This window comes from Pseudomonas sp. Ag1 (assembly GCF_000278565.1).
Classification (GTDB): Bacteria; Pseudomonadota; Gammaproteobacteria; order Pseudomonadales; family Pseudomonadaceae; genus Aquipseudomonas.
Window position 1 is genome coordinate 142,979 of record NZ_AKVH01000106.1, and the last position, 24,590, is coordinate 167,568.

Below are 24,590 nucleotides of genomic sequence, written 5' to 3' on the forward strand. Positions count from 1 at the left end.
TTAGACCGAGTCGCGCGCATCCCAGGCAAGCCCGCTCCCACATAAAGCAGATCTCAGGCAACTCTGAAAAAACAATAATAGGTGCAGCCATGCCCGCTATCCGAATTGGCATCAACCCGATCTCCTGGAGCAACGACGACCTGCCGGCCCTGGGCGGTGAAACGCCGTTGAGCACGGCCCTCAGCGAAGGCAAGGACATCGGCTACGAAGGCTTTGAACTCAACGGCAAATTCCCCAAGGACGCCAAAGGTGTCGGCGATGTATTGCGCCCCTACGACCTGGCACTGGTCTCCGGCTGGTACTCCAGTCGCCTGGCCCGGCGCTCGGTGGCGGAAGAAATCGAAGCCATCGCCAGCCACGTCGAACTGCTGCGTGAAAACGGCGCCAGCGTGTTGGTGTATGGAGAAGTCGCCGACTCGATCCAGGGTTCGCCGGTGCGCCTGATCGAACGCCCGCGCTTCCACAGCGAACAGGCCTGGCAGGAATACGCCGACAAACTCACCGAACTGGCGCGTTTCACCCTGTCCCAGGGCGTGCGCCTGGCGTACCACCACCATATGGGCGCCTACGTCGAATCCCCGGAAGACATCGACCAACTGATGCGCCGCACCGGCCCGGAAGTCGGCCTGCTGTTTGATTCGGGCCACTGCTACATGGGTGGCGGCGAGCCTATCGAGGTGCTGCGCAAACACATCGACCGCATCTGCCACGTGCACTTCAAGGATGTGCGCAAGCCGGTGGTGCAACTGGCGCGCAACCAGATGTGGAGCTTCCCGGACTGCATCGTCAACGGCACCTTCACCGTGCCCGGCGACGGCGATATCGACTTCGCCGCGCTGCTGGACGTGCTGCTGGCCGCCAATTACCAGGGTTGGCTGGTAGTGGAGGCCGAGCAGGATCCTGCCGTGGCGCCGAGCTACATCTATGCGAAGAAGGGTTACGACACCCTGCGCGCACTGTTGAGCGAGAGGACTGGACAATGAGCCTGTTGGTCAAAAGCAGCAAGCGCGGGCAAACCATGGTGGCGCTGGAAGAAGGGCGCCTGGAATACGTGGGCTTCGCCGCCTACCGCCTGAGCCTGGGTGAAACCTTGCCAGTCACCGCCGGCGACAAGGAACTGTGCCTGGTGCTGCTCAGCGGCCGGGTGACTATCCAGGGCGAAGGCTTCAACTGGGAAAACCTCGGTGATCGCCACTCGGTGTTCGAAGACAAGTCGCCCTTCGCCGCTTATTTGCCGCCAGGCACCGACGCCCAGGTCACCGCGCTGAGCGACGTGCAAATTGCCGTCTGCGCCGCTCCCGGCTCAACCGACGCAGGTCTGGCACCCCGTCTGATTCGCCCCGAGCAATGCAAGCGCAGCGTACGTGGCAAGGGCGCCAACACCCGCTACGTGTGCGACATCCTGCCCGACAGCGAGCCTGCCCATTCGCTGCTGGTGGTGGAAGTGCGCACGCCGTCCGGTCACTCGTCGAGCTACCCGCCCCACAAGCACGACACCGACGATCTGCCGCACCAGAGCTTTCTCGAAGAAACCTACTACCACCAGATCAACCCGCCCCAGGGCTTCGTGTTCCAGCGCGTCTACACCGACGACCGCAGCATCGACCAGGCCATGGCCGTGGAAAACAGCGACCTGGTGGTGGTGCCCAAGGGGTATCACCCCGTCAGCGTGCCGTATGGCTACGAGTCCTACTACCTGAACGTGATGGCCGGCCCCAAGCGCGCCTGGCATTTCCATAACGACCCGCAGCACAGCTGGCTGCTGGATCTTTAAGCACTTTCGACGGAGAACAATAATGAGCAACGCCCCGGTAATCGGCCATTACATCAACGGCCAGGTGCACGACAGCGCCAGTGAGCGTTTCAGCAATGTGTTCAACCCGGCCACCGGCGAAGTCCAGGCCCGCGTCGGGCTGGCCAGCCAGAAGACCGTCGATGAGGCCGTGGCGTCGGCGCTGAAAGCCTTCCCGGCGTGGTCCGAGCAATCATCCCTGCGCCGTTCGCGGGTGCTGTTCAAATTCAAGGAATTGCTCGACCGGCACCACGATGAGCTGGCTGAAATCATCAGCCGCGAACACGGCAAAGTGTTCTCCGACGCCAAGGGCGAAGTCACCCGTGGTATCGAGATCGTCGAGTTCGCCTGCGGCGCGCCAAACCTGTTGAAAACCGATTTCAGCGACAACATCGGCGGCGGCATCGACAACTGGAACCTGCGTCAGCCACTGGGCGTGTGCGCCGGCATCACCCCGTTCAACTTCCCGGTGATGGTGCCGCTGTGGATGATCCCGCTGGCGCTGGCCACCGGTAACTGCTTCATCCTCAAGCCGTCGGAGCGCGACCCGTCCGCCAGTTTGCTGATGGCCCGCCTGCTGACCGAAGCCGGTCTGCCCGACGGTGTGTTCAACGTGGTGCAGGGTGACAAGAGCGCGGTAGACGGCCTGTTGCAGCACCCGGATATCGAGGCGATTTCGTTTGTTGGCTCCACGCCGATTGCCGAGTACATCCACCAGCAGGCCACTCAGCGCGGCAAGCGTGTGCAGGCGTTGGGCGGGGCGAAGAACCATATGATCGTGATGCCCGACGCCGACCTGGATCAGGCGGCTGACGCCTTGATCGGCGCGGCTTACGGCTCGGCCGGCGAGCGCTGCATGGCGATCTCGATTGCGGTGGTGGTGGGCGATGTCGGCGACAGGCTGATCGAAAAACTGCTGCCGCGTATCGACCAGTTGAAGGTCGGCAACGGTATGCAAAAAGACAGCGAGATGGGCCCGCTGGTTACCGCCGAACACAAGGCCAAGGTCGAAGGGTTTATCGACCAGGGCGTGGCCCAGGGCGCGAAGCTGATCGTCGACGGTCGTGGCTTCAAGGTGCCGGGCGCGGAGGGTGGTTTCTTCGTCGGTGCGACCTTGTTCGATAACGTCACCACCGAAATGAGCATCTACCAGCAAGAGATTTTCGGGCCGGTGCTGGGCATCGTGCGGGTGGCGGATTTTGCCAGTGCCGTGGCCTTGATCAACGCCCATGAGTTCGGCAACGGCGTGTCGTGCTTTACCAGCGACGGCGGCATTGCCCGTGCCTTTGCCCGCACCATCAAGGTCGGGATGGTCGGCATCAACGTGCCGATTCCGGTGCCGATGGCCTGGCATTCGTTCGGTGGCTGGAAGCGCTCGCTGTTCGGCGACCACCACGCCTATGGTGAAGAAGGCATTCGTTTCTACAGCCGCTACAAAAGCGTGATGCAACGCTGGCCCGACAGCATCGCCAAGGGCCCTGAATTCAGCATGCCAACCGCCAAGTAAATGTTTTCGAGTGTGGAGCACAACAATAATGAAGTCGCCTCTACGTTTTGCCCTGAACCGCATGGTCGCCCCCAGCCTTTCCCTGGCGGATTTTATCCAGCTGGCGGTGACCCTGAAATGCGACGCCATCGAGATCCGCAACGACCTCAAGGGCATCGAGATTGAAGACGGCACCCCTGCCAGCCGCGTGCGCGAATTGTGCGCGGTGCATGGCATCACGGTGCTGTCGATCAACGCGCTGTACCCCTTCGATGTGTGGAATGACGAACGCCGCGCCCAGGCCATCAAGCTGGCGGCCTATGCCCGCGAATGCGGCGCGCAGGCGTTGGTGATGTGCCCGTTGAACGACCGCGCCGACTCGCGCAACGAAGCCCAGCGCGCGGCCGGTTTGCGCACCGCCTTGAGTGAACTGGCGCCGATCCTGCGGGAATACGGGATTCTCGGTTTTGTCGAACCCCTGGGGTTTGAAGAATGCTCCCTGCGCCGCAAACGCGTGGCCGTGGATGCGATCAAGTCTGTCGGCGGCCTGGATGTGTTCCGCGTGGTGCATGACACCTTCCACCACCATTTGGCCAGTGAACATGAGTTCTTCCCCGAGCTGACCGGGCTGGTGCATATCTCCGGCGTGGAAGATGCCGACGCACCGCTGAACTCGATCCGCGACGGCCACCGCGTGCTGGTGGGCGAGGCTGACATCCTCGGCAATGCCGCGCAGATCGACACGCTGCTCAGCACCGGCTACAGCGGCCACCTGTCGTTCGAACCGTTCGCCGAAAGCGTGCACGGCCTGGCCGATATCAAGCAGGCATTGGGGGCGAGCATCGCCCACCTGCAGAAACGATAAGGAGCACCCCATGACCACAACCCGATTGACCATGGCCCAGGCCCTGGTGAAGTTTCTGGATAACCAGTACATCGAAGTCGATGGTGTGCAGAGCAAGTTTGTCGCCGGCATCTTCACGATTTTTGGCCACGGCAATGTGCTGGGCCTGGGCCAGGCCCTGGAGCAGGACAGCGGCGACCTGGTGGTGCATCAGGGCCGCAACGAACAGGGCATGGCCCACGCGGCGATTGGTTTTGCCAAGCAGCATTTGCGCCGCAAGATCTACGCGTGCTCCTCCTCGGTGGGGCCGGGTGCGGCGAATATGTTGACCGCCGCGGCGACCGCGACCGCCAACCGGATTCCGTTGCTGCTGTTGCCCGGTGATGTCTACGCCAGTCGCCAGCCCGATCCGGTACTGCAACAAATCGAACAGTTCCACGACTTGAGCATCAGCACCAACGACGCGTTTCGTGCGGTCAGCAAATACTGGGACCGCATCAACCGCCCGGAACAGCTGATGACGGCGGCGATTCACGCTATGCGCGTGCTCACCGACCCGGCGGAAACCGGCGCCGTGACCCTGGCCCTGCCGCAGGATGTACAGGGCGAAGCCTGGGATTACCCGGATTACTTCCTGCAAAAACGCGTGCACCGTATCGACCGTCGCCCGGCGACCGAAGCGATGCTGGGGGATGCCGTGGCGGCGTTCAAGGGCAAGCGCAAACCGCTGATCGTGTGTGGCGGCGGGGTCAAATACTCCGGGGCGAATGCCGCGCTGCAAGCCTTTGCCGAACGCTTCGACATTCCTTTCGCGGAAACCCAGGCGGGCAAGAGTGCGGTGGTTTCAAGCCATCCAATGAACCTCGGCGGTCTTGGTGAAACCGGCTGCCTGGCGGCGAACCTGCTGGCACCCGAGGCGGATCTGATCATTGGTATCGGCACGCGCTATACCGATTTCACCACGTCGTCGAAGTCACTGTTCAAGCATCCTGAGGTGCAGTTTCTCAACCTGAATATCAGCCCGTGCGATGCACTGAAACTCGATGGCGTGCAGTTGCTGGCGGATGCCAAGGTTGGCCTGGAAGCACTGGCTGAAGCCTTGGGCGACTACCGTTCCAGCTGGGGGGATCAGCCACGGGATGCCAAGGCGCAATTGGACGTCGAAGTCGACCGGATCTACCAGGCGGAATACCAGACTGAAAACTTCGTCCCTGAAATCAACGACCACATGGACCCGGCGGTGCTGCGTGAGTTTATCGAGCTGACCGGCTCCTGCCTGACCCAGAGCCGCGTACTCGGTGTGCTCAACGAAGCCCTGGCCGACGACGCAATCATCGTCGCCGCCGCCGGCAGCCTGCCCGGTGACTTGCAGCGCAGCTGGCGCAGCAAGGGCGTCAACACCTACCACGTCGAATACGGTTATTCGTGCATGGGCTATGAGGTCAACGCCGCGTTGGGCGTGAAGCTGGCCGAGCCCGAGCGCGAGGTGTACGCACTGGTGGGCGACGGCTCGTACATGATGCTGCACTCGGAGCTGGCCACCTCGATCCAGGAGCGGCGCAAGATCAACGTGGTGCTGCTGGACAACATGACCTTCGGCTGCATCAACAATTTGCAGATGGAACACGGCATGGACAGCTTCGGCACCGAGTTCCGCTTCCGCAACCCCGAGACCGGCAAGCTCGACGGCGGTTTTGTGCCGGTGGACTTCGCCATGAGTGCGGCGGCCTATGGTTGCAAGACCTACAAGGTCAACACCGTGGAGCAGTTGCAGGCGGCGCTGGCCGATGCGCGCACGCAAACCGTGTCGACGCTGATTGATGTCAAGGTCCTGCCGAAAACCATGATCCACAAATACCTGTCGTGGTGGCGCGTCGGTGTGGCGCAGGTGTCCACCAGCGCGCGCACCGATGCGGTGGCCAAACAACTCAATGAACGCCTGGCCAAGGCCCGGCAGTACTAATAACAAGAGGAGTGTTTTCATGTCTTTGAAGTTGGGTGTTATCGGTACTGGCGCCATCGGCCAGGATCACATTCGTCGCTGCAGCCAGACCTTGCTCAACAGCCAGGTGGTGGCCGTGACCGACATCAACCTTGAGCAGGCGGCCAAGGTCGTCGCTGACCTGAAACTCACCGCCGAGGTGTACCCGGACGGCCACGCGCTGATCAATTCGCCGCAGGTCGAGGCGATCCTGGTGACCTCATGGGGCCCGAGCCACGAAGAATTTGTGTTGGCGGCGATTGCGGCCGGCAAACCCGTGTTCTGCGAGAAGCCGCTGGCGGTGACTGCCGAAGGCTGCCGCAAGATCGTCGAGGCCGAAGTGGCCCACGGCAAGCGCCTGGTGCAGGTGGGTTTCATGCGTCCGTATGACCAAGGCTATCGCGCCTTGAAAGCCGTGATCGACAGCGGCCAGATCGGCGAGCCGCTGATGCTGCACTGTGCCCACCGCAACCCGAGGGTGGGTGAGAACTACAAGACCGACATGGCGATCACCGACACCCTGATCCACGAGCTGGATGTGTTGCGCTGGTTGCTGGCCGATGACTACGTGTCGGTGCAGGTGGTGTTCCCGCGTAAATCGAGCAAGGCGCTGGCGCACTTGCGTGACCCGCAGATCGTGCTGCTGGAAACCGCCAAGGGCACGCGCATCGATGTGGAAGTGTTTGTGAACTGCCAGTACGGCTACGACATCCAGTGCGAAGTGGTGGGGGAGACTGGCATTGCGAAATTGCCGGAGCCGTCCCAGGTGCAGATGCGCAGCGGGGCCAAGCTGTCGAACGCGATCCTTATGGATTGGAAAGACCGGTTCATCGCGGCGTATGACGTTGAGCTGCAGGCGTTTATCGACGGTGTGAGGGCAGGGCAAGTGGGGGGGCCGTCGGCGTGGGATGGTTTTGCAGCGGCGGTGGCGGCGGATGCGTGTATTGAGGCGCAGAACAGTGGGCAGATTGTGAAAGTGGGCCTGCCACCCCGTCCGCATTTCTACGGCTAACCACAACCCTCACTGATGTAACGCAGTCAGTGTGGGAGCGGGCTTGCTCGCGAATGCGGCCTTTCAGTCAACATTTGCATCGACTGACCCACCGCATTCGCGAGCAAGCCCGCTCCCACATTTGACCGAGTTCCTACCTCAAATTCGGGAGATCTCAAGCATGCGCATCGCATTAGACCCCTACATGTACCGCCACCTGCCCCTCGGCCAAATGGTCGACAAGGCCGCCGAGCTCGGCTACCAGCACATCGAACTCTCGCCCCGGGAAGACTTCCTGCCGTTCTACAAGGCCCCCCGGGTCGACCGCGCGCGCATCAAGGAGTTTCGCAAGGCCCTGAGCGACGCCGACGTGCAACTCTCATCCCTGCTGCCCATGTACCACTGGGCCGCCGCCGACGAAGGCCTGCGGGTTGCCGCCGTGCGCAACTGGAAGCGCGCGATCCAGATCGCCGTGGAAATGGACTGCGAGCTGGTCAACACCGAATTCACCGGCCAGTCCGACAATCCGTTGGTGTGCGAAAACCAGTTCATGCGCTCCATGGACGAGCTGATGCCGGAGTTCGAGCGCGAAGGCATCAAGCTGGATATCCAGGCGCATCCGTACGACTTCTGCGAGCGCAACAACGAGTCGGTGGACATCATTCGCGGCCTCGACCGCGACTGGATCAACTACCTCTACGCCGCGCCGCACACCTTCTTCTATGACGACGGCAAGGGCGATATCGCCTCGATGCTCAAGTACGCAGGCTCCAAGCTCAGCCACTTGATCATTGCCGACACTTACAACCACCGGGCGTCGTCCAACCTGCGCTACATCGTCAACCCGCCGGGCGTCACCGCCACCGTGCACCAGCACCTGGACATCGGCCAGGGCGAGGTGAACTGGGAGGCGTTTTTCGGCACTCTGCGGGAAATCAAGTTCGACGGCATTGCCACGGTGTCGGTGTTTGCCTGGGAAGACCGGCCGGATGAGTCCAACCGGATGATGCTGGAGCGGGTGACCCGCGAGTTGTGCTGTTAGACCGTTGTGGCTTGCCCTGTGGCGAGGGAGCTTGCTCCCGCTGGGGTGCGAAGCGCCCCCAAAAGCTTGCGACTGCTACGCAGTCGAGCGGGAGCAAGCTCCCTCGCCACAATTAACCAAGGAGTATTTGTATGCGAATCGGACTGGTTGGATACGGCAAAGGCGGCCGTGTATTTCATGCACCCCTGATAGCCAGCCTGCCGGGGGCGACCTTTGTCGGCGTGGTGACACGGTCACCCGAACGTCGCCAGCAACTGGCGACGGATCACCCCGGAGTGAAGGCCTTCGACAGTATCGGGCAGATCACCGAGGCCGGTGTCGACGTGCTGGTGATCTCCACCACCCTCAAGGGCCGTCCGGCCCTGGTGCTGGAGGCCATTGAGCACGGTGTGGCGGTGGTCAGCGACAAACCCTTTGCCAGCAATGCCGAACAGGCCCAGGCCTTGATCACCGCCGCCGAGCGCCAGGGCGTGCTGCTCAGCGTCTACCAGAACCGGCGCTGGGATTCGGACTTCCTGACCCTGCGCAAGCTGATCGACGCCGGAGCCCTGGGCTCCGTCACCCGCTTTGAATCCCGGGTGGAGCGCTACAACCCGGGCTCGGTGGGCAATGCCAGCGGCGGTGGCTTCCTTCGGGACCTGGGCAGCCACTTGGTGGACCAGGCCATGCAACTGTTCGGCCCGGTGGACCGGGTGTTCGCGCAGTTGCACTACACCGCCGATGAGCGGAGCTTGGACCACGGCTTCTTTGTATCGCTGACCCACGCCAACGGGGTGATTTCACACCTGTGGGGCAGCGCCCTGCAAAACAGCCAGGCCCCGCGGTTTCGGGTGAATGGCACGGCCGGTTGCTACAGCGTCGAAGGGCTGGACGGCCAGGAAGAGGCGTTGCTGGCCGGCAAGACCCCGAAAACCGAAGGCGAGCACTGGGGCGCTGAAGAACATCGACGCTGGGGCTGGTTCGAGCAGGGGCCGGATCGTGAGCGGGTGCCGTCGGAAAAGGGCCGTTGGAATCAGTTCTACAGTCAGCTGCAAAGCGCGGTGGAAGGCCACGGCGAGTTGCCGGTGAACGTCCTGGATGCGCTGGCAACCACCCGCGTACTGGATGCCGCGCGCCTAAGTTCAGAGCGCCAGCAGGTAGTGGAAATGGCGGCTATGGAGCCTCATGGATGAAAAATAGAATAAAATTCTAAAACAGGTTGATATGGAAATTATTTTCCAATAAAGTCATTCCAGGTTGCATAAAGTACGTTCGGACTCGATTCGGGCGACTCGACAAAAACAAGATCAAAACAACCAGGTACCGTCAGATGAAAATCTTCAACGCTGTACTGCGAGTTTTACGTCCTGCCCTCCAGCCACGCGGTCTGCCCCGCGCCCGGCCGTTTTACTTTTCCCTCCTGAATGTCCTGTGCGTCGAAAGCAAGGGTTCCCTGGTGTGCTGCATTCCGGGGGCGCCGATCGTTCGACTGCCGACCGCTTCGCTCTGAAAAACGCAACGTCCACAAAACCAACAAGAAATTGGAGACAGACCGTTCATGAAGACCCCGATCCGTTTTACCGCGCTGGCCCTGTCCATGATGCTCGCCAGTGGTTTCGCCACGGCGGCCGATATCAAGGTGGGCGTGAGCATGTCGGCGTTCGATGACACCTTCCTGACTTACCTGCGCGAGGACATGGACAAGCAAGCCAAGTCCTACCCCAAGGGGGACGGCGTGCAGCTGCAGTTCGAAGACGCCCGCGCCGATGTGGTCAAGCAACTGAGCCAGGTCGAGAACTTTATCAGCCAGAAAGTCGACGCCATCATCGTCAACCCGGTCGACACGGCGTCTACCGCCAATATCAGTAAAGCGGCCCTCGCAGCGGGCATTCCGCTGGTGTACGTCAACCGTCGTCCCGACCAGACGGATCTGCCCAAAGGCATCGTGGCCGTGACCTCCAATGACGTCGAGGCGGGTCGCCTGCAAATGCAGTACATCGCCGAAAAGCTCGGCGGCAAGGGCAAGATCGTGATCCTGCTGGGTGACCTGGCGAACAACTCCACCACCAACCGCACCAAGGGGGTGAAGGAAGTCCTGGCCAAATACCCAGGCATCACCATCGAGCAGGAACAGACCGGCATCTGGCTGCGTGACAAGGGCATGACCCTGGTCAACGACTGGCTGACCCAAGGCCGTGAATTCAACGCGGTGCTGGCCAACAACGACGAGATGGCCATCGGTGCGTCCATGGCGTTGAAGTCGGCGGGCACCAAGCCGGGCACCGTGTTGATCGCCGGGGTGGATGGCACACCGGACGGTTTGAACGCGATTACCAAGGGCGACATGGCCGCGTCGGCGTTCCAGGACGCCAATGGCCAGGCCGTGGGTTCGGTGGAAGCGGCGCGCAAGATGGCCAGGCACGAGCCGGTCGAGCAGAACGTGGTGATCCCGTTCAAGCTGATCACCCCGGACAACGTCAAAGACTTCAAGTAGCCCTTAATAACAACAATAAACCGGCAGGGCAGCCACGGCGGCCCTGCTGACGGAGTACCCGATATGTTTGCTCAAGCGACTGCTTCCCAGCCTCCCGGTATCCAGCCCTTGGTACTGGAAGAACCCTATCTGCTGGAGATCTCCAACATCAGCAAAGGCTTTCCCGGCGTCGTGGCCCTGGCCGATGTGCAGCTGCGGGTGCGCCCCGGCTCGGTGCTGGCGCTGATGGGCGAGAACGGTGCGGGCAAGTCGACACTGATGAAGATCATCGCCGGCATCTATCAGCCCGACGCCGGTGAAATCCGCTTGCGTGGCAAGCCGATCAAATTCGAAACACCGCTGGCGGCGCAGAAGGCCGGGATCGCGATGATCCACCAGGAACTTAACCTGATGCCGCACATGAGCATCGCCGAGAACATCTGGATCGGTCGCGAACAGCTCAACGGCCTGCACATGGTCAACCATCGGGAAATGCACCGCTGCACCGCCGAATTGCTGGCGCGGCTGCGGATCAACCTCGACCCGGAGGAACACGTCGGCAACCTGAGCATTGCCGAGCGGCAGATGGTCGAGATTGCCAAGGCGGTGTCCTATGACTCCGACATCCTGATCATGGATGAACCGACCTCCGCCATTACCGACAAGGAAGTGGCCCACCTGTTTTCGATCATTGCCGACCTCAAGTCCCAGGGCAAAGGCATCATCTACATCACCCATAAAATGAACGAAGTATTCGCCATCGCCGATGAAGTGGCGGTGTTCCGCGATGGCGCCTATATCGGCCTGCAGCGGGCCGACAGCATGGACAGCGACAGCCTGATCTCGATGATGGTGGGGCGTGAGCTGAGCCAGCTGTTCCCGGTGCGCGACAAGCCCATCGGCAATCTGCTGCTGTCGGTGCGCGACCTGCGCCTGGATGGGGTATTCCAGGGCGTGTCGTTCGACCTGCACGCCGGCGAAATTCTCGGTATCGCCGGGCTGATGGGCTCCGGGCGGACCAATGTGGCCGAAACCATTTTCGGCATCACCCCAAGCTCCGGCGGCGAGATCCAGTTGGACGGCAAGACCGTGCGCATCACCGACCCGCATATGGCCATCGAGAAGGGCTTCGCGCTGCTGACCGAAGACCGCAAGCTCAGCGGCCTGTTCCCCTGCCTATCGGTACTGGAAAACATGGAGATGGCTGTGCTGCCGCATTACTCCGGCAATGGCTTTATCCAGCAAAAAGCCCTGCGTGCCCTGTGCGAAGACATGTGCACCAAGCTGCGGGTGAAAACCCCGTCGCTGGAGCAATGCATCGACACCTTGTCCGGTGGCAACCAGCAAAAAGCCCTGTTGGCCCGCTGGCTGATGACCAACCCACGGCTGCTGATCCTCGACGAACCCACTCGCGGTATCGACGTGGGCGCCAAGGCCGAGATCTACCGGCTGATTTCCTACCTGGCCAGCGAAGGCATGGCGGTGATCATGATTTCCTCGGAGCTGCCCGAGGTGCTGGGCATGAGCGACCGGGTGATGGTGATGCACGAAGGCGACCTGATGGGCACCCTGGACCGCGCGGATGCGACCCAGGAAAAAGTCATGCAACTGGCTTCCGGTATGACGGCGGTCCACTAACGAACAGACGGCGCCGGCCCGTTGTGGCCGGCGCAACGCGATAAAAAAGGTGAGTGGTTATGAACGCGATACTGGAAAGCAAACCCGAGGAAAAGAAGCCCGCTGCGGCGCCGGTCAAGCACCGTCGACGCATGCCCACCGAGCTGAGCATCCTGCTGGTGCTGATTGGCATCGGCCTGGTGTTTGAGTTGTTCGGCTGGATCGTGCGCGACCAGAGCTTCCTGATGAACTCCCAGCGCCTTGTATTGATGATCCTGCAAGTTTCGATCATCGGCCTGCTGGCGATTGGCGTGACCCAGGTGATCATCACCACCGGTATCGATTTGTCCTCGGGCTCGGTGCTGGCGTTGTCGGCGATGATCGCCGCCAGCCTGGCGCAGACTTCCGACTTTTCCCGTGCGGTGTTTCCGTCATTGACTGACCTGCCGGTGTGGATACCGGTGGCGATGGGCCTGGGCGTGGGGCTGCTGGCGGGGGCGATCAACGGCAGTATCATTGCGGTCACCGGGATTCCACCGTTTATTGCGACCCTCGGCATGATGGTCTCGGCCCGTGGCCTGGCGCGTTACTACACCGAAGGCCAGCCGGTGAGCATGCTCTCGGACTCCTACACGGCCATCGGCCACGGCGCGATGCCGGTGGTGATCTTCCTGGTGGTGGCGGTGATCTTCCATATCGCCCTGCGCTACACCAAGTACGGCAAGTACACCTACGCCATCGGCGGCAACATGCAGGCGGCGCGCACCTCGGGCATCAACGTCAAGCGCCACCTGATCATCGTCTACAGCATCGCCGGCCTGCTGGCAGGCCTGGCCGGTGTAGTGGCGTCGGCACGGGCGGCCACCGGGCAGGCGGGCATGGGCATGTCCTATGAGCTGGACGCGATTGCCGCTGCGGTGATCGGCGGTACCAGCCTGGCGGGCGGGGTAGGGCGCATCACCGGCACCGTGATCGGCGCGTTGATTCTCGGGGTGATGGCCAGCGGGTTTACCTTCGTCGGCGTGGATGCGTACATCCAAGACATCATCAAGGGCCTGATCATCGTGGTGGCGGTGGTGATCGACCAATATCGCAACAAGCGCAAACTCAAGCGCTGACACGGTCCTCAAGGCCGCATCGGTCAAAATGTGGGAGCGTGCTTGCTCGCGAAGACGGTGTATCAGTTAAACATTCAGTGACTGACACACTACCTTCGCGAGCAAGCCCGCTCCCACATTTAACCGTTTGTCTTCTATATAGCTCCACAACACTGAATTTCTTGCTATAAACGCACTCCGATGACCATTCGCCGAGCCCGTCCTGGTGCCTTTGCGGGTTATCTTGGAAAAAATGCCTGTCATTTCAGTTGCTGAGCCCTCAAGTCGGCCTTAGACTGCCGCCCCTCGTAAATTGAGTGCCGGGTGGCGCTTGAAATGGACGGCGCCTTTCCGAGACCTGCAGAGGTCGGCCGGAACGCTCCCTTATTCGCCTTAATGCACGTATTTTTTATAGAGAAATCAATGACAAAGGAAAAGTTGCTGGCCATGCCGGCGGATGACTACATGAATGCCGAGCAGCACGCTTTTTTCGAGAAGTTGTTGCAGGACATGAAAGTGGAACACCACGAGCGCATCGAGCAGAACCGCATCGCCATTGAAAGCCTGGACACCCCGGCAGACCCGGCCGACGCTGCTTCTGTCGAAGAAGAGCGCACCTGGCTGGTGAACGCCATCGACCGCGACCAGCGCATGCTGCCGCAACTTGAGCAGGCCCTGGGCCGTATCAAGGAAGACTCCTTCGGCTGGTGCGATGACAGCGGCGAGCCTATCGGCCTCAAGCGCCTGCTGATCAGCCCGACCACCAAGTACTGCATCGAAGCGCAAGAGCGCCACGAGCAAATCGACAAGCACCAGCGTCAAGCCTGATGCGGTGAACTGCTGGAGCCGGGTTACCCGGTTCCCAGCAGAAAACAGCCGTTTCCCCCCGTTTATTGATCTGCTGCAAGCCCCCCACTAAAGGCCCATGGATAATGGCCACATAGTGGCGTCTAATGCAGTCACAATAATGACAAGCAGCGGGGTAACGAACATGGCTGGAGACGGATCTCTCATGGGCGCAGCAGTGTCACCACCCGTGGTGGCGCGACAGTTGCCCGGCTGGTTGACGCCGCTCCTGCAAAGTACCGCCCTGGTGCTGTTGCTGCTGGGCCTGGCGTTCGCCCAACTCTCGATTTACCTGTGCCTGCCGGTGGCCCTGCTGCTGATCTGGCTACCTCGCCTGACACATCGCACCCCCAGCGTTGCCGCGTCCGAAGCCACCGATGCCATCGGCGAGCTGACCCGCGACCTTTCCTACACCACCAGCCATAACGCGTTGTCTGCTGCGGGCGTGGCCTATGCGGTCAAGCAACTGGCGGCCAGGCTGCAATCTCAATTGGGCGCGGCGAAGCAGATCGTCAGCAGTGCCGAAGTGATGATCGGCACCGAGCAGCTCACCTCGCAACTGAGCCGCCAGGCCCTCGGTGCGGCCAGCCAGGCCCATCAGCGCAGTACCGAAGGGCGCGAGGTGCTGGCGCAATCCATCACCCGTATGCATCAGCTCAGCCAGCGCGCCAACGACAGCCGTCAATTGATCGAGGCCTTGAGCCAGCGCAGCGAAGAAATCCAGCGCGTCACCCTGGTGATCCAGTCGATCGCCAGCCAGACCAACCTGCTGGCCTTGAACGCGGCGATTGAAGCCGCGCGGGCCGGTGAGCATGGTCGCGGGTTTGCGGTGGTCGCCGACGAGGTGCGTGGCCTGGCCGGGCGAACCGCCACGGCGACCGATGAAGTCGGGGTGATGGTGGCGGATATCCAGCAGCGTACCGCCCAGGTGGTGGAGCAGATCCGGCAATTGTCGGCGGATTTGCAATCCGGTGTAGAGCAGGTGGAGCACGCCGGCGAGCAACTGGACAGCATCGCCAGCCTGGCGGCGGATGTGGAAGGCCAGGTCAATGAAATCGCCCAGGGCACCGACACCAACCGCGCCCAACTCGACAGCTTGTTCCATGCAGTGGAGCAGATGCGCAGCGATTTGACCGTCAGCGACCAGCAGACCCAACAGTTGGCTGCCGCCGCCGTACAAATGGAAGGCCAGGCCGAAACCATCAGTGAACGCCTCGCCGAGGTCGGCCTGGATGACTACCACCAGCGCATCTATGACCTGGCACGCGAAGGCGCGAGCCGCATTGCCGCGCAGTTTGAAGCCGACGTCCTGCAAAACCGCATCAGCCTCGATGACCTGTTCGACCGCAGCTATACCGCCATTCCCAACACACGGCCAAGCAAGTACCACACGCGTTTTGACGGCTACACCGACCAGGTGCTGCCCGCCATCCAGGAAGCCCTGTTGCCCCGGCATGAGGGCCTGGTATTCGCCATCGCCTGCACGCCACAGGGTTATGTGCCGACCCACAACAAGGTGTTTTCCCAAATGTTGACCGGGGATGCCCAAGTGGACGCGGTACAAAATCGTACCAAGCGCAAGTTTGAAGACCGCACGGGAATCCGCTGCGGCAGCCACCAGCAGGCGGTGTTGTTGCAGACCTACACTCGCGATACCGGTGAGTTGATGCACGATCTGTCGGTGCCGATCACGGTCAATGGCCGGCATTGGGGCGGCTTGCGCCTGGGCTACAAACCCGAGGGGCGCTGATTCAGCGGGGGATTGTTGCAGGTTATGCAAGGGAGCTATTCCGGGGATAGCTTTTTCCAACTGGAAGAAAACCGTAGCATGGCGAACATTGTTAGCCAGCTAACTAATTTTCCGGAGGCGCTCCATGCAAACCAAAGTCGATGTGGCTGTGATGATTGGCAGTGGCGTACCGCCCACCCTGCGTGCGCTGGGGCAAAAGGCCTGTTGGGTAGTGTTGCTCAATGGCGAGCAGCGCGGCACGGCGTTCGCCAGTCGCGATGAGGCTGAAGAGTGCAGGGCTGCCTGGGAGGCGCTGTTGCACCTGGAGCAGTCAGACAGCCTGCATTGAAGGCTCAGGGTTGCTGGTGCAGGCGCTGGTTCAGTTCGTCGACCGCGATCGCCCAGACTGCGTCTTCACGCAGTTCATCCTTAAGGAATTGGGCTTGTTGCGGTGACCAGAAATCCGCGTCAATCAGCTTTACGTCATTGGGCAGGGTGTGTTTGCCGATAAAATCGTCAATCCCTTCGGGTGACGAATCTTCTCCAAGTTGTTCAAACAGGTCTTCGAGGGTGTAGGTCTGCGCTTCCATATCGTTCTCCATGCGGGCTGATCATCGTATGCATGGGAGGGTTGTTGCGGGACAGAGTTCGATCGGATTGTCGCGCCGGGTAATCAGGAGGTCAGCGCGCCGGAATCAACGGCGGCCTTAAGGGCTTTTGCGGCTTCCTTGGCAGCCGTGTTGGCAGCGTCTACGGTTTTGAACCAGCGGTCCTTTTCTACCTGGTGAGTCGTCACGGTGGTCAGGGGAGCCTTGGCCCGCATCACAATCACGGCCTGGAACTCACCGTCTACTTCCCTGGCTTCGCCATGGATGAAAAATTCGCCAATATCAAATTCCGTCACGTATAGCCTTCCCTTGGAGGTAATTGCGCTGATGAAACCTGAACCGCAAGGGCACAAATCTCAATGGACGGACCAGTATGGCAGTTGTTACGCGCTGGCGGCGCAGTAAAGTCAACCAGATGACGAAACGCCAGCCGCGCCTCAGCCGTGTGGCGCTTGCAGGATGGCTTCCAGCTGTCGGGCCAGTTCGCAGGCCTGGCTATGGCCGCTGCGAAAACCTTTGATCCGCCCACTGGGCACTTCAAGGATATGGAAAAAGTTTCTCCCGGCGGGGACTACCCGATAGAGCGCCGAATGCAGGCAACTGTCGTGGGTGTATAGGGAGTAGAATTGCCCGTCATCGATAAAAGATGAACCTGTGTTCGAAGGTGTGGCAATCGGTTGAGGTCGTTGCATAATCAGCTCCTGTCGATCGACATTGCGTACCCGCTTGCAGTATTTCGAGTGGTTTTGACCTGTGTTGCTGTTTTAGTATTGTCGTCAGTGTCCGGCGTCCGGTTCCATCCAAAGCATTAGTTTCTGTGTTGGATGTCGGAAACTGCATTTTTTAAAGGGTTATTGTCTGAAGTGGGTCGGCCAGTATTCTCTGGTCGTTAAACCTGTGATTTCCTGCAACGCCTGGCGACCTGCGTAAGGTGCGTCGGGCACGCCTGTACTAGTCTCATGGCCTGGCAGCGTGATCTTCTTCAGTTTTTATCAGTGGATTTGTTGTGTGATCGTGCCGTTTCCGGCCGTTTTTTTGTGCTGCCCGCTTGGGCGGACAGCACCCTTTTGATGTGGGGGCGTTTCCTTGGCAGTCAGTAATCTGGATATGCACGCGTTATTCGTGCTGGGTGATTTGCGCGCAAAGTTGGTCAAGCAGTTTCAATCCCGTTTCGTCTACGTCACTGAGCAGACACCTGAAGGTATCTACATCGCCGAGATCGATACCGAAGCGGCATTGGTGGTGGACGACAAGCCGCGCCTGGAACTCAAGGTCGGTGATCATTTCCGGGCCGCTGTATTGCCCAGCCGCGAAGGCGGCAAGTTCGAACTGAAGTTTCGCGATATCAAGTTGACGGTGTATGGCCTGGGCGATTACGCCTTTGTGTCCTCGGCCGAAGGCCAGGGCATCGTGTTCAAGGAAGGCCACAGCGTGATGCTGGTGTTTGCCGCCAATGAGCAATTGGTAGAAGGCCTGACCAAGACCCTGAAGGCCGTCACCGGCAAGGCCGCCAAATGGCGCAAGGGTGAACTCGTGACCTTCAAGGCCAGCGAGTAATGAGCCAGGGTAGGGCGCAGTTCCACGAGCAGCACCTGCTCGATGCCCAAGCCACGGCGGCTCAATTGTTTGCCCGCAAGGCCGAGTTACAGGGCGCCTGGTTGAGCTGGGTCGCCGGCCAACTGTATGAACTCAAGCCCGCCGAATTCGCCAGCATGGTGCGCCGCGAGTTGCAGCGGCTGAACAATCCTGCGTAAAAACCGGCAACCTGCCATGTTCCCCGGAACCTCTACTACAGTTGAGTTGACTTAAGTATTCAGAGGCTTCGCGGTGTTACAGCAAAGCCATTCGCGATTGCTGTAAGGCATGAGGTGCAAAGCATGAAAGGAATTCGAGCACTGTTGGCAGCCTCACTGACGACCCTGAGTCTGTCGGTGGCGTCGCTGCCGGTATCAGCGGCCCAGGCGCCGATTCATTTTGCCGACCTGAACTGGGAAAGCGGCAGCCTGATCACCGAGGTGCTGCGGGTGATTGTCGAAAAGGGCTATGACTTGCCCACCGACACCTTGCCCGGCACCACCATCACCCTGGAAACCGCCCTGGCGAAAAACGACATCCAGGTAATCGGCGAAGAATGGGCCGGCCGCAGCCCGGTGTGGGTCAAGGCCGAGGCCGAAGGCAAAGTGGTGGGTCTTGGGGATATCGTCAAGGGCGCCACTGAAGGCTGGTGGGTGCCGGAGTACGTGGTCAAGGGCGACCCGGCCAAAGGCATCAAGCCCCTCGCGCCGGACCTGCGCAGCGTGAAGGATCTGGCGCGCTACAAGGACGTGTTCAAGGACCCGGAAGCACCGAGCAAGGGCCGTTTCCTCAACAGCCCGATTGGCTGGACCTCGGAAGTGGTCAACAAGCAAAAGCTCAAGGCCTATGGGCTTGACGACAGCTATGTGAATTTCCGCAGTGGCTCGGGTGCTGCGCTGGATGCCGAGATTGCTTCCTCGATCCGTCGGGGCAAGCCGGTGCTGTTCTACTACTGGTCGCCTACACCGTTGATGGGGCGCTACAAGCTGATCCAGCTGGAAGAGCCGCCATTTGATGCCGAGGCGTGGAAAACGCTGACCGATGCAGACAATCCTGACCCGAAACCTACACGTTCCCTGGCCTCCAAGCTGAGCATCGGAGTGTCCACGCCGTTCCAGAAGGAGCATCCGCAGATCGCCGAGTTCTTTGCCAAGGTCGACTTTCCGATCGAGCCGCTGAACAAGGCGCTGGCCGAAATGAGCGAGAAGCACAGCCAGCCGCGAGAAGTCGCCCAGGCATTCCTCAAGGATCATCCGGAAGTCTGGAAGGCGTGGCTGACTGAGGATGTGGCGCAGAAGGTCGAAGCCAGCCTGAAGTAACACCGATATAACAGCCCGATTGCGATCAAAAATGTGCGAGCGGGCTTGCTCGCGAAAGCGGTTTTTCAGCCAACATTTGTATTGACTGACTCACCGCTTTCGCGAGCAAGCCCGCTCCCACACTGACCTCATTCTTGCCTTGAAACTTGCTGGGCTTTAGAACTTCGTCTGCACCGCCAGCTCAAACGTCCTCGGTGACCCCAGGTAATACGCCGGCGACACATGGGCAAACTCGGCATACACCTCATTGGTCAGGTTGCGCACCCGGCCCGTCACGGAGGTGTGTTGATCCACCTTGTAAGTCAAAAACGTCCCGAACAAGGTATAGGCCGGCACCGTCAGGGTGTTGGCGTTATCGGCGTACACCGACGCCACATACCGCGCATCCACACCTCCCTGCCAATCCTCCGCAAAGTCATAGGTCAGCCACAGATTACCCACCTGCCTGGGCACATTGGTCGGCGTATTGCCCTTGCGCGACACCACGGCACCGCTGGCGGTTTTCTCGTTGAAGTCCTCGTATTCGGCATCGACCCAGGCGTAGTTGCCCTCCAGCAATAGCTTGGGCGTGACCCGCAACGAACTGGCCAGCTCGATACCCTTGGACGTCTGCGCGCCCACCGGAATGCTATTGGTCGGGTCCAGCGGGTCGGTGACGGCGAAGTCCTTGCGCTCGATCCGGTAGGCGGCCACCGTGGCGGAGCCGCGACCGTCCATGTAATCGAACTTGCTGCCCACTTCCCATTGCTTGCCGGTGGACACATCGAACACCTGGGTGGTGCTGCTCGGCTGTTCGGCAGCGGTGCTGTATTGCACGTAGACATTGGCTTGCGGGATGAACTGATACGTCAGGCCAATCCGCCCGGTCACCGGCTCCCAACTGCGTTTGACATGCCGCGGATTGCTGGCGGTGATATCCCGGTGGTTGGTGACTTCCAGGTCAATCGCGTCGTAGCGCAGGCCGGTGAGCAACGACAGCTTGTCAGTCAGGCCCAGGCGGTTCTCGAGGAACAATGCCTTGGTGGTGACGGCGTTGGTCTTGTCCGGATCGAAACCGGGCTTGGTGCCCGGGATGTCATAGAAATGCCCGGGATCATAGTTGTTCGGGTCCACCGTACTGTTGCCTGCCACATTCAACGGATTGTTGGTGGTGCTGTTGACCCTGTACTCGAAGCCGCCCGACCACGTGGTGCTCAAGCCGAAGAACGTGTCGTCATGGCGCAGCTCGAACTGGTTGCCGTTCTGCTCACCCTGGTGCCGTACCTGATAGGCCGTCGAGCGATTCACTGCGCTGTTATCAGCGTTGTACTGGTAGGTTTCCAGGTTGCGATAGTCGCGCTGGCTGTCGAGGTGATAGAGGGTATTTTTCAGCGTGGTGCTGTCATTGATCCGGTAGTCGATGATCGAGCGCACCCAGATCGTGCGTTGTTCATAACGACCGTCGGCCACGTTGTAGTTGTTGAAGCGGTTGTGTTTGTCGATCTTCAACTCGCCCGACTTCGGGTTGAGCACCGGTGTGCCCCAGTAGGGGCTGTCCTCGTGTTCGTCCTGATATTCCAGGGCCAGGGTGTGGGACAGGTTCGGGGTGAAATCACTCAGCAGGGAAAACGCCACGCTCCAGGCATCGCGCTGTTGGCGATCGATATAGGTGTGGTTGGTGTTGCGGCTTACGTCCAGGCGCGCGTAATGCTGGACCTCGGCGCCCGGCTCGGTCAGGGCGTGGTTCAGGCCGAAGGCCATTCCGGCAGTGTCGTAGCTGCCATAGGTGAGCTGACCTTCGGCGGCCTGTTCCTCACGGGTGGCCAGCTTGGTCACGTAGTTCAGCGAACCACCGACGGAGCCGGCGCCGTTGATCAGCGAGGAGGGCCCGCCCACCAGTTCGACCCGGTCATAAATCCACGCATCCACGGGGCGAGCCAGGCCGCCGGACACCGCGACGCCATTGAACATCTGGGTAATCTGGCTGCTGGTAAACCCTCGATAGGAAATGAAACCGCCAAACCCCGGCGGCGCGCTGGCGTTGACCCCGGGCAGGGTATTGGCCGCGTCCTGGAAGGTCTTGGCGCCTCGGCGCTCGATGTCATTGCGGTTGGCAATGCTGATGGACGCCGGGGTTTCCCGCACGCTCAGCCCCAGACGCGAGGCCATGCCACTGGACTGATCCAGGGCCAGGCCGGCATCACCGGTTTGCTCGCCATCAATGGTGGTCGGTGCCAGCTCAATCGCCCAGGTGCTGACAGGCAGGCAGCCGAACAGGCCCGCCAAAAGGGGTAAATGTTTCATGGTTGAATCCTGAAAAACTTGGCTTGAAAACAACCCAGTGCCGTCCGCACTCCCGGGGGAGGCAGCCGCGTGGGCCAATCAGAAAAGCGCAGGTATCAGGCGAAGGCGGGCGGGGCGCGCGGATTAGCCGCAGGCCAGGTGAAGCGGGCAGGGATGTCGGCACTGGCAACGATGGCGGGCGGCGGCGCATGGGGTTGCGGAAGCACCGCCACATTGAGGCTGGAGTTGAGCGCCGGGCCCATGCCGCCGGTGGAGCACAGCGGGCAACCGAAGGCTTTCGAGAGCGTGGGCAGGGATTCATCGGTGGACTTGTAAGGCGCCGGCGCCTGGGTGCGCGGGTCCACCGTACAGAACTGGCCGCCGATGCCGTTGAGCTGCATCCCGACCATTTGCCCGTGGCCGATGCTGCAGGCGAACACATTGAACAGGACGCAGCAGTAGAGCATCCAGGCAATGAGCGAGCGGTCGGTACGGGCGAGTTTCATGGGGCGGCACTTTACCATCAGCCGCCGACGAATTGCCTGCAAAAAATCTCAAGAGGGCTATCCTCTCTCGGACTTTTCCAAGGATATCCAGCCATGAGCTTTTTAGTCGCGCGATGGATCGTCGGGGTTTTTGGCTTTATCAGCCTGGTGCATTTGTACTGGGCGGCCGGCGGCAAATTGGGTGTGACGGCGGCTATTCCGCAGCTGCCGGGTGAATTCGCCAGCGGGCCGCGACCGGCGTTCAAGCCGTCGGCACTGGGAACGTTGCTGGTGGGTGTGGGGTTGGTGGCGATTGCGGTGCTGGTGTGTTTGCGGGCCGGGCTGTATTTCGAGCCGGTGTCCAACCATGCGTTGCAGTGGGGGATTAGTGCAGTAGCACTGGTGATGTTTGCCCGGGCGATTGGGGATTCAGAGCTGGTGGGTTTTTTCAAGAAGGTCGGCGGGTCGCGGTTTGCGCGGCTGGATACATTTTTTTACTCGCCGCTGTGTTTGGTGTTGGGGGCGGGGTTGTTGGTGGTGGCGTGGAGTTGAGGGGGAGTGTTTACCGCGAAAGAGTGAGTTTTACGCTGGGTAAACTCGAATGTTCGCCTGGCGACAGCTGGTCAGGGGGGGAGCAGGGTCAAGGATTCAGGAAGTATAGGTTGGACATGGAGTCAGTGATTTTTTGTGCTTTTCCTTGCGCTACATAATTATTGAATTCTAGTTTGAGAGTGTTCTGGTTGGTGTACTTTTTGTACCGGTGTGGTACTTCGCATGCGTAAATGTAAAGCCGCCACGGGTCGAAGCCGTCCACTCTTTCGTCTGGGCCATAGTCGAAATCGATACATACTCCGGAAAAATCGACTCTGCAGCCAATTCCGTGTAGTTCGTAGGAGATGTTGTTAGTGATCGTCCCGCGTTGCGGGATTTCTTTGCTGCGCCATAGCTGGAGTATGTTTTTTGTTCCGAACGTTTGTTCAAGTAAAATGGTCGCTTTTTCGACTTGAGTTAGGTACTCATGAATTAGGGTTTCTAGATTGTGTTTTTTTATGTTGTCAAATTTGTGATAAGGCGCTGTTTTTTGTTTTGTATTTAGCATCGTTGTCGTTTCTGTTGCTAGCTAGATCCTTACTAATAGCATGCTGATTCAGGGTCATTTGTATAGACCGATGGGCCGCAAAGCGAAGGATGTTTAGTTTTGAGTTCGATCAAAGACTTAGATGATTGAGCACGAACCAAAAAATAGCTTTCATGCTTTTCGATGGTGAGTTTCATTTTTTGAGTGCTGGGTATATTTTTTATTAGTACGTCGCTAAGGCCGCCGCAACTCAACCCTAATCTGCAAGTGTTGAATCCTGCTGTAACCCATTTTAAAGGTGGATTGTCAGGGACTTCAGAAATGTCAAATGCTATGTGGATGTGTGAGTGATCGTTATTGATGTCTACTGAGAATAAAGTGATTTCTCCAATGGGTATGGGGGTTGTGAACACCTTGTTGAACAAAATGCTTCCGTCAAAGTCGTTCCAGAATTTCACTTTTTCACCTCGAAGTAGTAGTGATCGTCCGCGCCAGGCAGTTTTCCAGTTCGAGTATTGCTGATTGGGCGCAGATTGAAATGTGCGCCTTGATCACCTATACCGCCAGGTGCCCCAAACGTGTGTCCGGCACTATGTTCTTGAATTACAACTTTTGAACCGTCGTTGCGAGTGTACTCATACTCTCCAGTAAGGATAACTTTTCCTTTTTCGTCAAGGATCTCGTTGTTCTGCAAGTCTTTCATTCTGATATGTCTGAACTGCTTAATTTGGTCGGTTTCTGCATCAGTGAGTCGATTACGTCGATTGCGTATAAATGGGGGTTTACGGATTCGGCGCACTTTAGTCGCTCGTTCAAGAAGCAGTTTGAAGTGTCGCCGAAGGATTTTCGGGCTGGGCGGTTGCATCAGGTGGGATAGGGGGGGGCAGGCATTTCATTGACGTACACAGCTCAACTGTGGGAGCTGGCTTGCCTGCGATGTCGATTTGGTAGGCGCTAAAAATATTAGAACTACCAAGTAGACCGATCCTCAACGCTCGCTTTTTGAAGTTCCTCCTCCCAATCATTGCTCGCTAATCTATAAATTTCTTCAAAAAAAACTCGCGGTTCATCTATCTCTGTTTCATCCCAAGCCATTGTTATATGTTTGTCGTGATCGCTTTCAAATTCTTTTGAAAAATCAGTACTGGGGTTTTCAAGTGCCTTTTTCAGAACGGAAATTAAAACAAGTCGGTGTCTGTAAGTTAAATATTCAAGATCTTTTAAAATAAATGACTTGATGATTTTTTCTCGATCCTCAGGGTCGTTAGGGTTGTATTGCCAAAGTACTTCGCCTTTAGTTTCTTCTTGATCATATATCGAAAGCGCTCCCAGTATGTGAGAGAGCTTTGGCTCATAGGGTGCATCTATAAATGGGACCTTTAACAT

The 24,590-nt window shown here is 59.4% G+C and carries 27 protein-coding genes and 1 pseudogene; 19 read left to right on the top strand and 9 right to left on the bottom strand.

What is annotated here, in order from left to right:
• Positions 1-89: 89 nt before the first annotated feature.
• The 14 genes from iolE to A462_RS09815 all read left to right on the top strand — a co-directional run bounded on the left by iolE (position 90) and on the right by A462_RS09815 (position 16,226).
• A complete protein-coding gene (gene iolE / locus A462_RS09880) occupies positions 90-983 on the top strand; it encodes a myo-inosose-2 dehydratase (RefSeq protein ID WP_008437154.1) in 894 nt (297 codons plus the stop codon).
• Complete coding sequence (gene iolB / locus A462_RS09875) at positions 980-1,774, top strand: 5-deoxy-glucuronate isomerase (RefSeq protein ID WP_003214687.1); 795 nt, start codon at positions 980-982, stop codon at positions 1,772-1,774. The genes iolE and iolB overlap by 4 nt, the downstream gene beginning before the upstream one ends.
• A 22-nt stretch (positions 1,775-1,796) precedes the next feature.
• A complete protein-coding gene (locus tag A462_RS09870; RefSeq protein ID WP_003214689.1) occupies positions 1,797-3,299 on the top strand; it encodes a CoA-acylating methylmalonate-semialdehyde dehydrogenase in 1,503 nt (500 codons plus the stop codon).
• A gap of 28 nt (positions 3,300-3,327) precedes the next feature.
• A complete protein-coding gene (locus A462_RS09865) occupies positions 3,328-4,143 on the top strand; it encodes a TIM barrel protein (protein ID WP_008437155.1) in 816 nt (271 codons plus the stop codon).
• A gap of 10 nt (positions 4,144-4,153) precedes the next feature.
• Entirely contained in the window at positions 4,154-6,085 is a 1,932-nt protein-coding gene (gene iolD, locus A462_RS09860; RefSeq protein ID WP_008437156.1) for a 3D-(3,5/4)-trihydroxycyclohexane-1,2-dione acylhydrolase (decyclizing), read from the top strand.
• Positions 6,086-6,104: 19 nt separating this feature from the next.
• Positions 6,105-7,115, top strand: coding sequence for a Gfo/Idh/MocA family protein (locus A462_RS09855; RefSeq protein WP_008437157.1), 1,011 nt, complete (start codon positions 6,105-6,107; stop codon positions 7,113-7,115).
• A gap of 160 nt (positions 7,116-7,275) precedes the next feature.
• Positions 7,276-8,136 (top strand): sugar phosphate isomerase/epimerase family protein, encoded by an 861-nt coding sequence (locus A462_RS09850; RefSeq protein ID WP_008437158.1) that lies wholly within the window; start codon positions 7,276-7,278, stop codon positions 8,134-8,136.
• Between the two features lie 131 nt (positions 8,137-8,267).
• Positions 8,268-9,308, top strand: coding sequence for a Gfo/Idh/MocA family protein (locus A462_RS09845; protein ID WP_008437159.1), 1,041 nt, complete (start codon positions 8,268-8,270; stop codon positions 9,306-9,308).
• A 365-nt stretch (positions 9,309-9,673) separates the two neighbouring features.
• Positions 9,674-10,609, top strand: coding sequence for a sugar ABC transporter substrate-binding protein (locus A462_RS09840; RefSeq protein WP_003214701.1), 936 nt, complete (start codon positions 9,674-9,676; stop codon positions 10,607-10,609).
• A 63-nt stretch (positions 10,610-10,672) separates the two neighbouring features.
• Positions 10,673-12,226 carry a sugar ABC transporter ATP-binding protein gene (locus A462_RS09835; protein WP_008437161.1) on the top strand — a complete coding sequence of 518 codons (1,554 nt, stop codon included), beginning with the start codon at positions 10,673-10,675 and terminating at the stop codon, positions 12,224-12,226.
• Between the two features lie 59 nt (positions 12,227-12,285).
• Positions 12,286-13,323 (top strand): ABC transporter permease, encoded by a 1,038-nt coding sequence (locus A462_RS09830; protein WP_003214704.1) that lies wholly within the window; start codon positions 12,286-12,288, stop codon positions 13,321-13,323.
• Between the two features lie 402 nt (positions 13,324-13,725).
• Positions 13,726-14,130, top strand: coding sequence for a TraR/DksA family transcriptional regulator (locus A462_RS09825; protein ID WP_003214706.1), 405 nt, complete (start codon positions 13,726-13,728; stop codon positions 14,128-14,130).
• Between the two features lie 547 nt (positions 14,131-14,677).
• On the top strand, positions 14,678-15,898 hold the full coding sequence (locus A462_RS09820; protein WP_443200828.1) for a methyl-accepting chemotaxis protein: 1,221 nt from the start codon (positions 14,678-14,680) through the stop codon (positions 15,896-15,898).
• 124 nt (positions 15,899-16,022) lie between these two features.
• Positions 16,023-16,226, top strand: coding sequence for a hypothetical protein (locus A462_RS09815; RefSeq protein WP_003214710.1), 204 nt, complete (start codon positions 16,023-16,025; stop codon positions 16,224-16,226).
• 4 nt (positions 16,227-16,230) lie between these two features.
• On the opposite strand, the gene A462_RS09810 is transcribed toward A462_RS09815, so the two are convergent.
• The 3 genes from A462_RS09810 to A462_RS33605 form a co-directional block, all read right to left on the bottom strand.
• Positions 16,231-16,467 (bottom strand): DUF2789 domain-containing protein, encoded by a 237-nt coding sequence (locus A462_RS09810; RefSeq protein ID WP_003214711.1) that lies wholly within the window; start codon positions 16,465-16,467, stop codon positions 16,231-16,233.
• 83 nt (positions 16,468-16,550) lie between these two features.
• Positions 16,551-16,781 (bottom strand): hypothetical protein, encoded by a 231-nt coding sequence (locus A462_RS09805; RefSeq protein ID WP_003214713.1) that lies wholly within the window; start codon positions 16,779-16,781, stop codon positions 16,551-16,553.
• A 141-nt stretch (positions 16,782-16,922) separates the two neighbouring features.
• Positions 16,923-17,177 carry a hypothetical protein gene (locus A462_RS33605; RefSeq protein WP_083853233.1) on the bottom strand — a complete coding sequence of 85 codons (255 nt, stop codon included), beginning with the start codon at positions 17,175-17,177 and terminating at the stop codon, positions 16,923-16,925.
• Positions 17,178-17,592: 415 nt separating this feature from the next.
• On the opposite strand from A462_RS33605, the gene A462_RS09800 reads away from it, so the two are divergent.
• From A462_RS09800 to A462_RS09790, 3 genes are all read left to right on the top strand, one after another.
• Positions 17,593-18,042 carry a hypothetical protein gene (locus tag A462_RS09800; RefSeq protein WP_003214715.1) on the top strand — a complete coding sequence of 150 codons (450 nt, stop codon included), beginning with the start codon at positions 17,593-17,595 and terminating at the stop codon, positions 18,040-18,042.
• A complete protein-coding gene (locus A462_RS09795) occupies positions 18,042-18,239 on the top strand; it encodes a hypothetical protein (RefSeq protein WP_008437165.1) in 198 nt (65 codons plus the stop codon). The genes A462_RS09800 and A462_RS09795 overlap by 1 nt, the downstream gene beginning before the upstream one ends.
• A gap of 123 nt (positions 18,240-18,362) precedes the next feature.
• On the top strand, positions 18,363-19,379 hold the full coding sequence (locus A462_RS09790) for an ABC transporter substrate-binding protein (protein ID WP_008437166.1): 1,017 nt from the start codon (positions 18,363-18,365) through the stop codon (positions 19,377-19,379).
• Positions 19,380-19,535: 156 nt separating this feature from the next.
• On the opposite strand, the gene A462_RS09785 is transcribed toward A462_RS09790, so the two are convergent.
• Both A462_RS09785 and A462_RS09780 read right to left on the bottom strand, forming a co-directional pair.
• Positions 19,536-21,662 (bottom strand): TonB-dependent receptor, encoded by a 2,127-nt coding sequence (locus A462_RS09785; RefSeq protein WP_003214718.1) that lies wholly within the window; start codon positions 21,660-21,662, stop codon positions 19,536-19,538.
• A gap of 95 nt (positions 21,663-21,757) precedes the next feature.
• Entirely contained in the window at positions 21,758-22,147 is a 390-nt protein-coding gene (locus A462_RS09780) for a DUF2946 domain-containing protein (protein WP_003214719.1), read from the bottom strand.
• A 93-nt stretch (positions 22,148-22,240) separates the two neighbouring features.
• Here A462_RS09780 and A462_RS09775 point away from each other — a divergent pair, with 93 nt between their 5' ends.
• Positions 22,241-22,678, top strand: a complete 438-nt coding sequence (locus A462_RS09775; protein ID WP_003214721.1) for a DUF3995 domain-containing protein — start codon at positions 22,241-22,243, stop codon at positions 22,676-22,678.
• Positions 22,679-22,766: 88 nt separating this feature from the next.
• On the opposite strand, the gene A462_RS09770 is transcribed toward A462_RS09775, so the two are convergent.
• From A462_RS09770 to A462_RS33615, 3 genes are read right to left on the bottom strand one after another with little or no spacing between them, the layout of a single operon-like run.
• Positions 22,767-23,225, bottom strand: coding sequence for a DUF6896 domain-containing protein (locus A462_RS09770; RefSeq protein WP_008437167.1), 459 nt, complete (start codon positions 23,223-23,225; stop codon positions 22,767-22,769).
• A gap of 32 nt (positions 23,226-23,257) precedes the next feature.
• Positions 23,258-23,662: an Imm50 family immunity protein gene (locus A462_RS33610; protein ID WP_083853234.1), complete on the bottom strand. Its 405-nt coding sequence runs from the start codon at positions 23,660-23,662 to the stop codon at positions 23,258-23,260.
• The gene (locus tag A462_RS33615; RefSeq protein WP_083853235.1) at positions 23,659-23,907 is read right to left on the bottom strand and encodes an HNH/endonuclease VII fold putative polymorphic toxin; all 249 of its coding nucleotides are present in this window, start codon (positions 23,905-23,907) and stop codon (positions 23,659-23,661) included. The genes A462_RS33610 and A462_RS33615 overlap by 4 nt, the downstream gene beginning before the upstream one ends.
• 45 nt (positions 23,908-23,952) lie before the next feature.
• Here A462_RS33615 and A462_RS33620 point away from each other — a divergent pair.
• Positions 23,953-24,081: pseudogene (locus tag A462_RS33620) on the top strand (helix-turn-helix domain-containing protein); the annotation flags it as partial.
• Positions 24,082-24,173: 92 nt separating this feature from the next.
• On the opposite strand, the gene A462_RS0132600 reads toward A462_RS33620, so the two are convergent.
• Positions 24,174-24,590, bottom strand: a complete 417-nt coding sequence (locus A462_RS0132600) for a hypothetical protein (protein ID WP_003214727.1) — start codon at positions 24,588-24,590, stop codon at positions 24,174-24,176.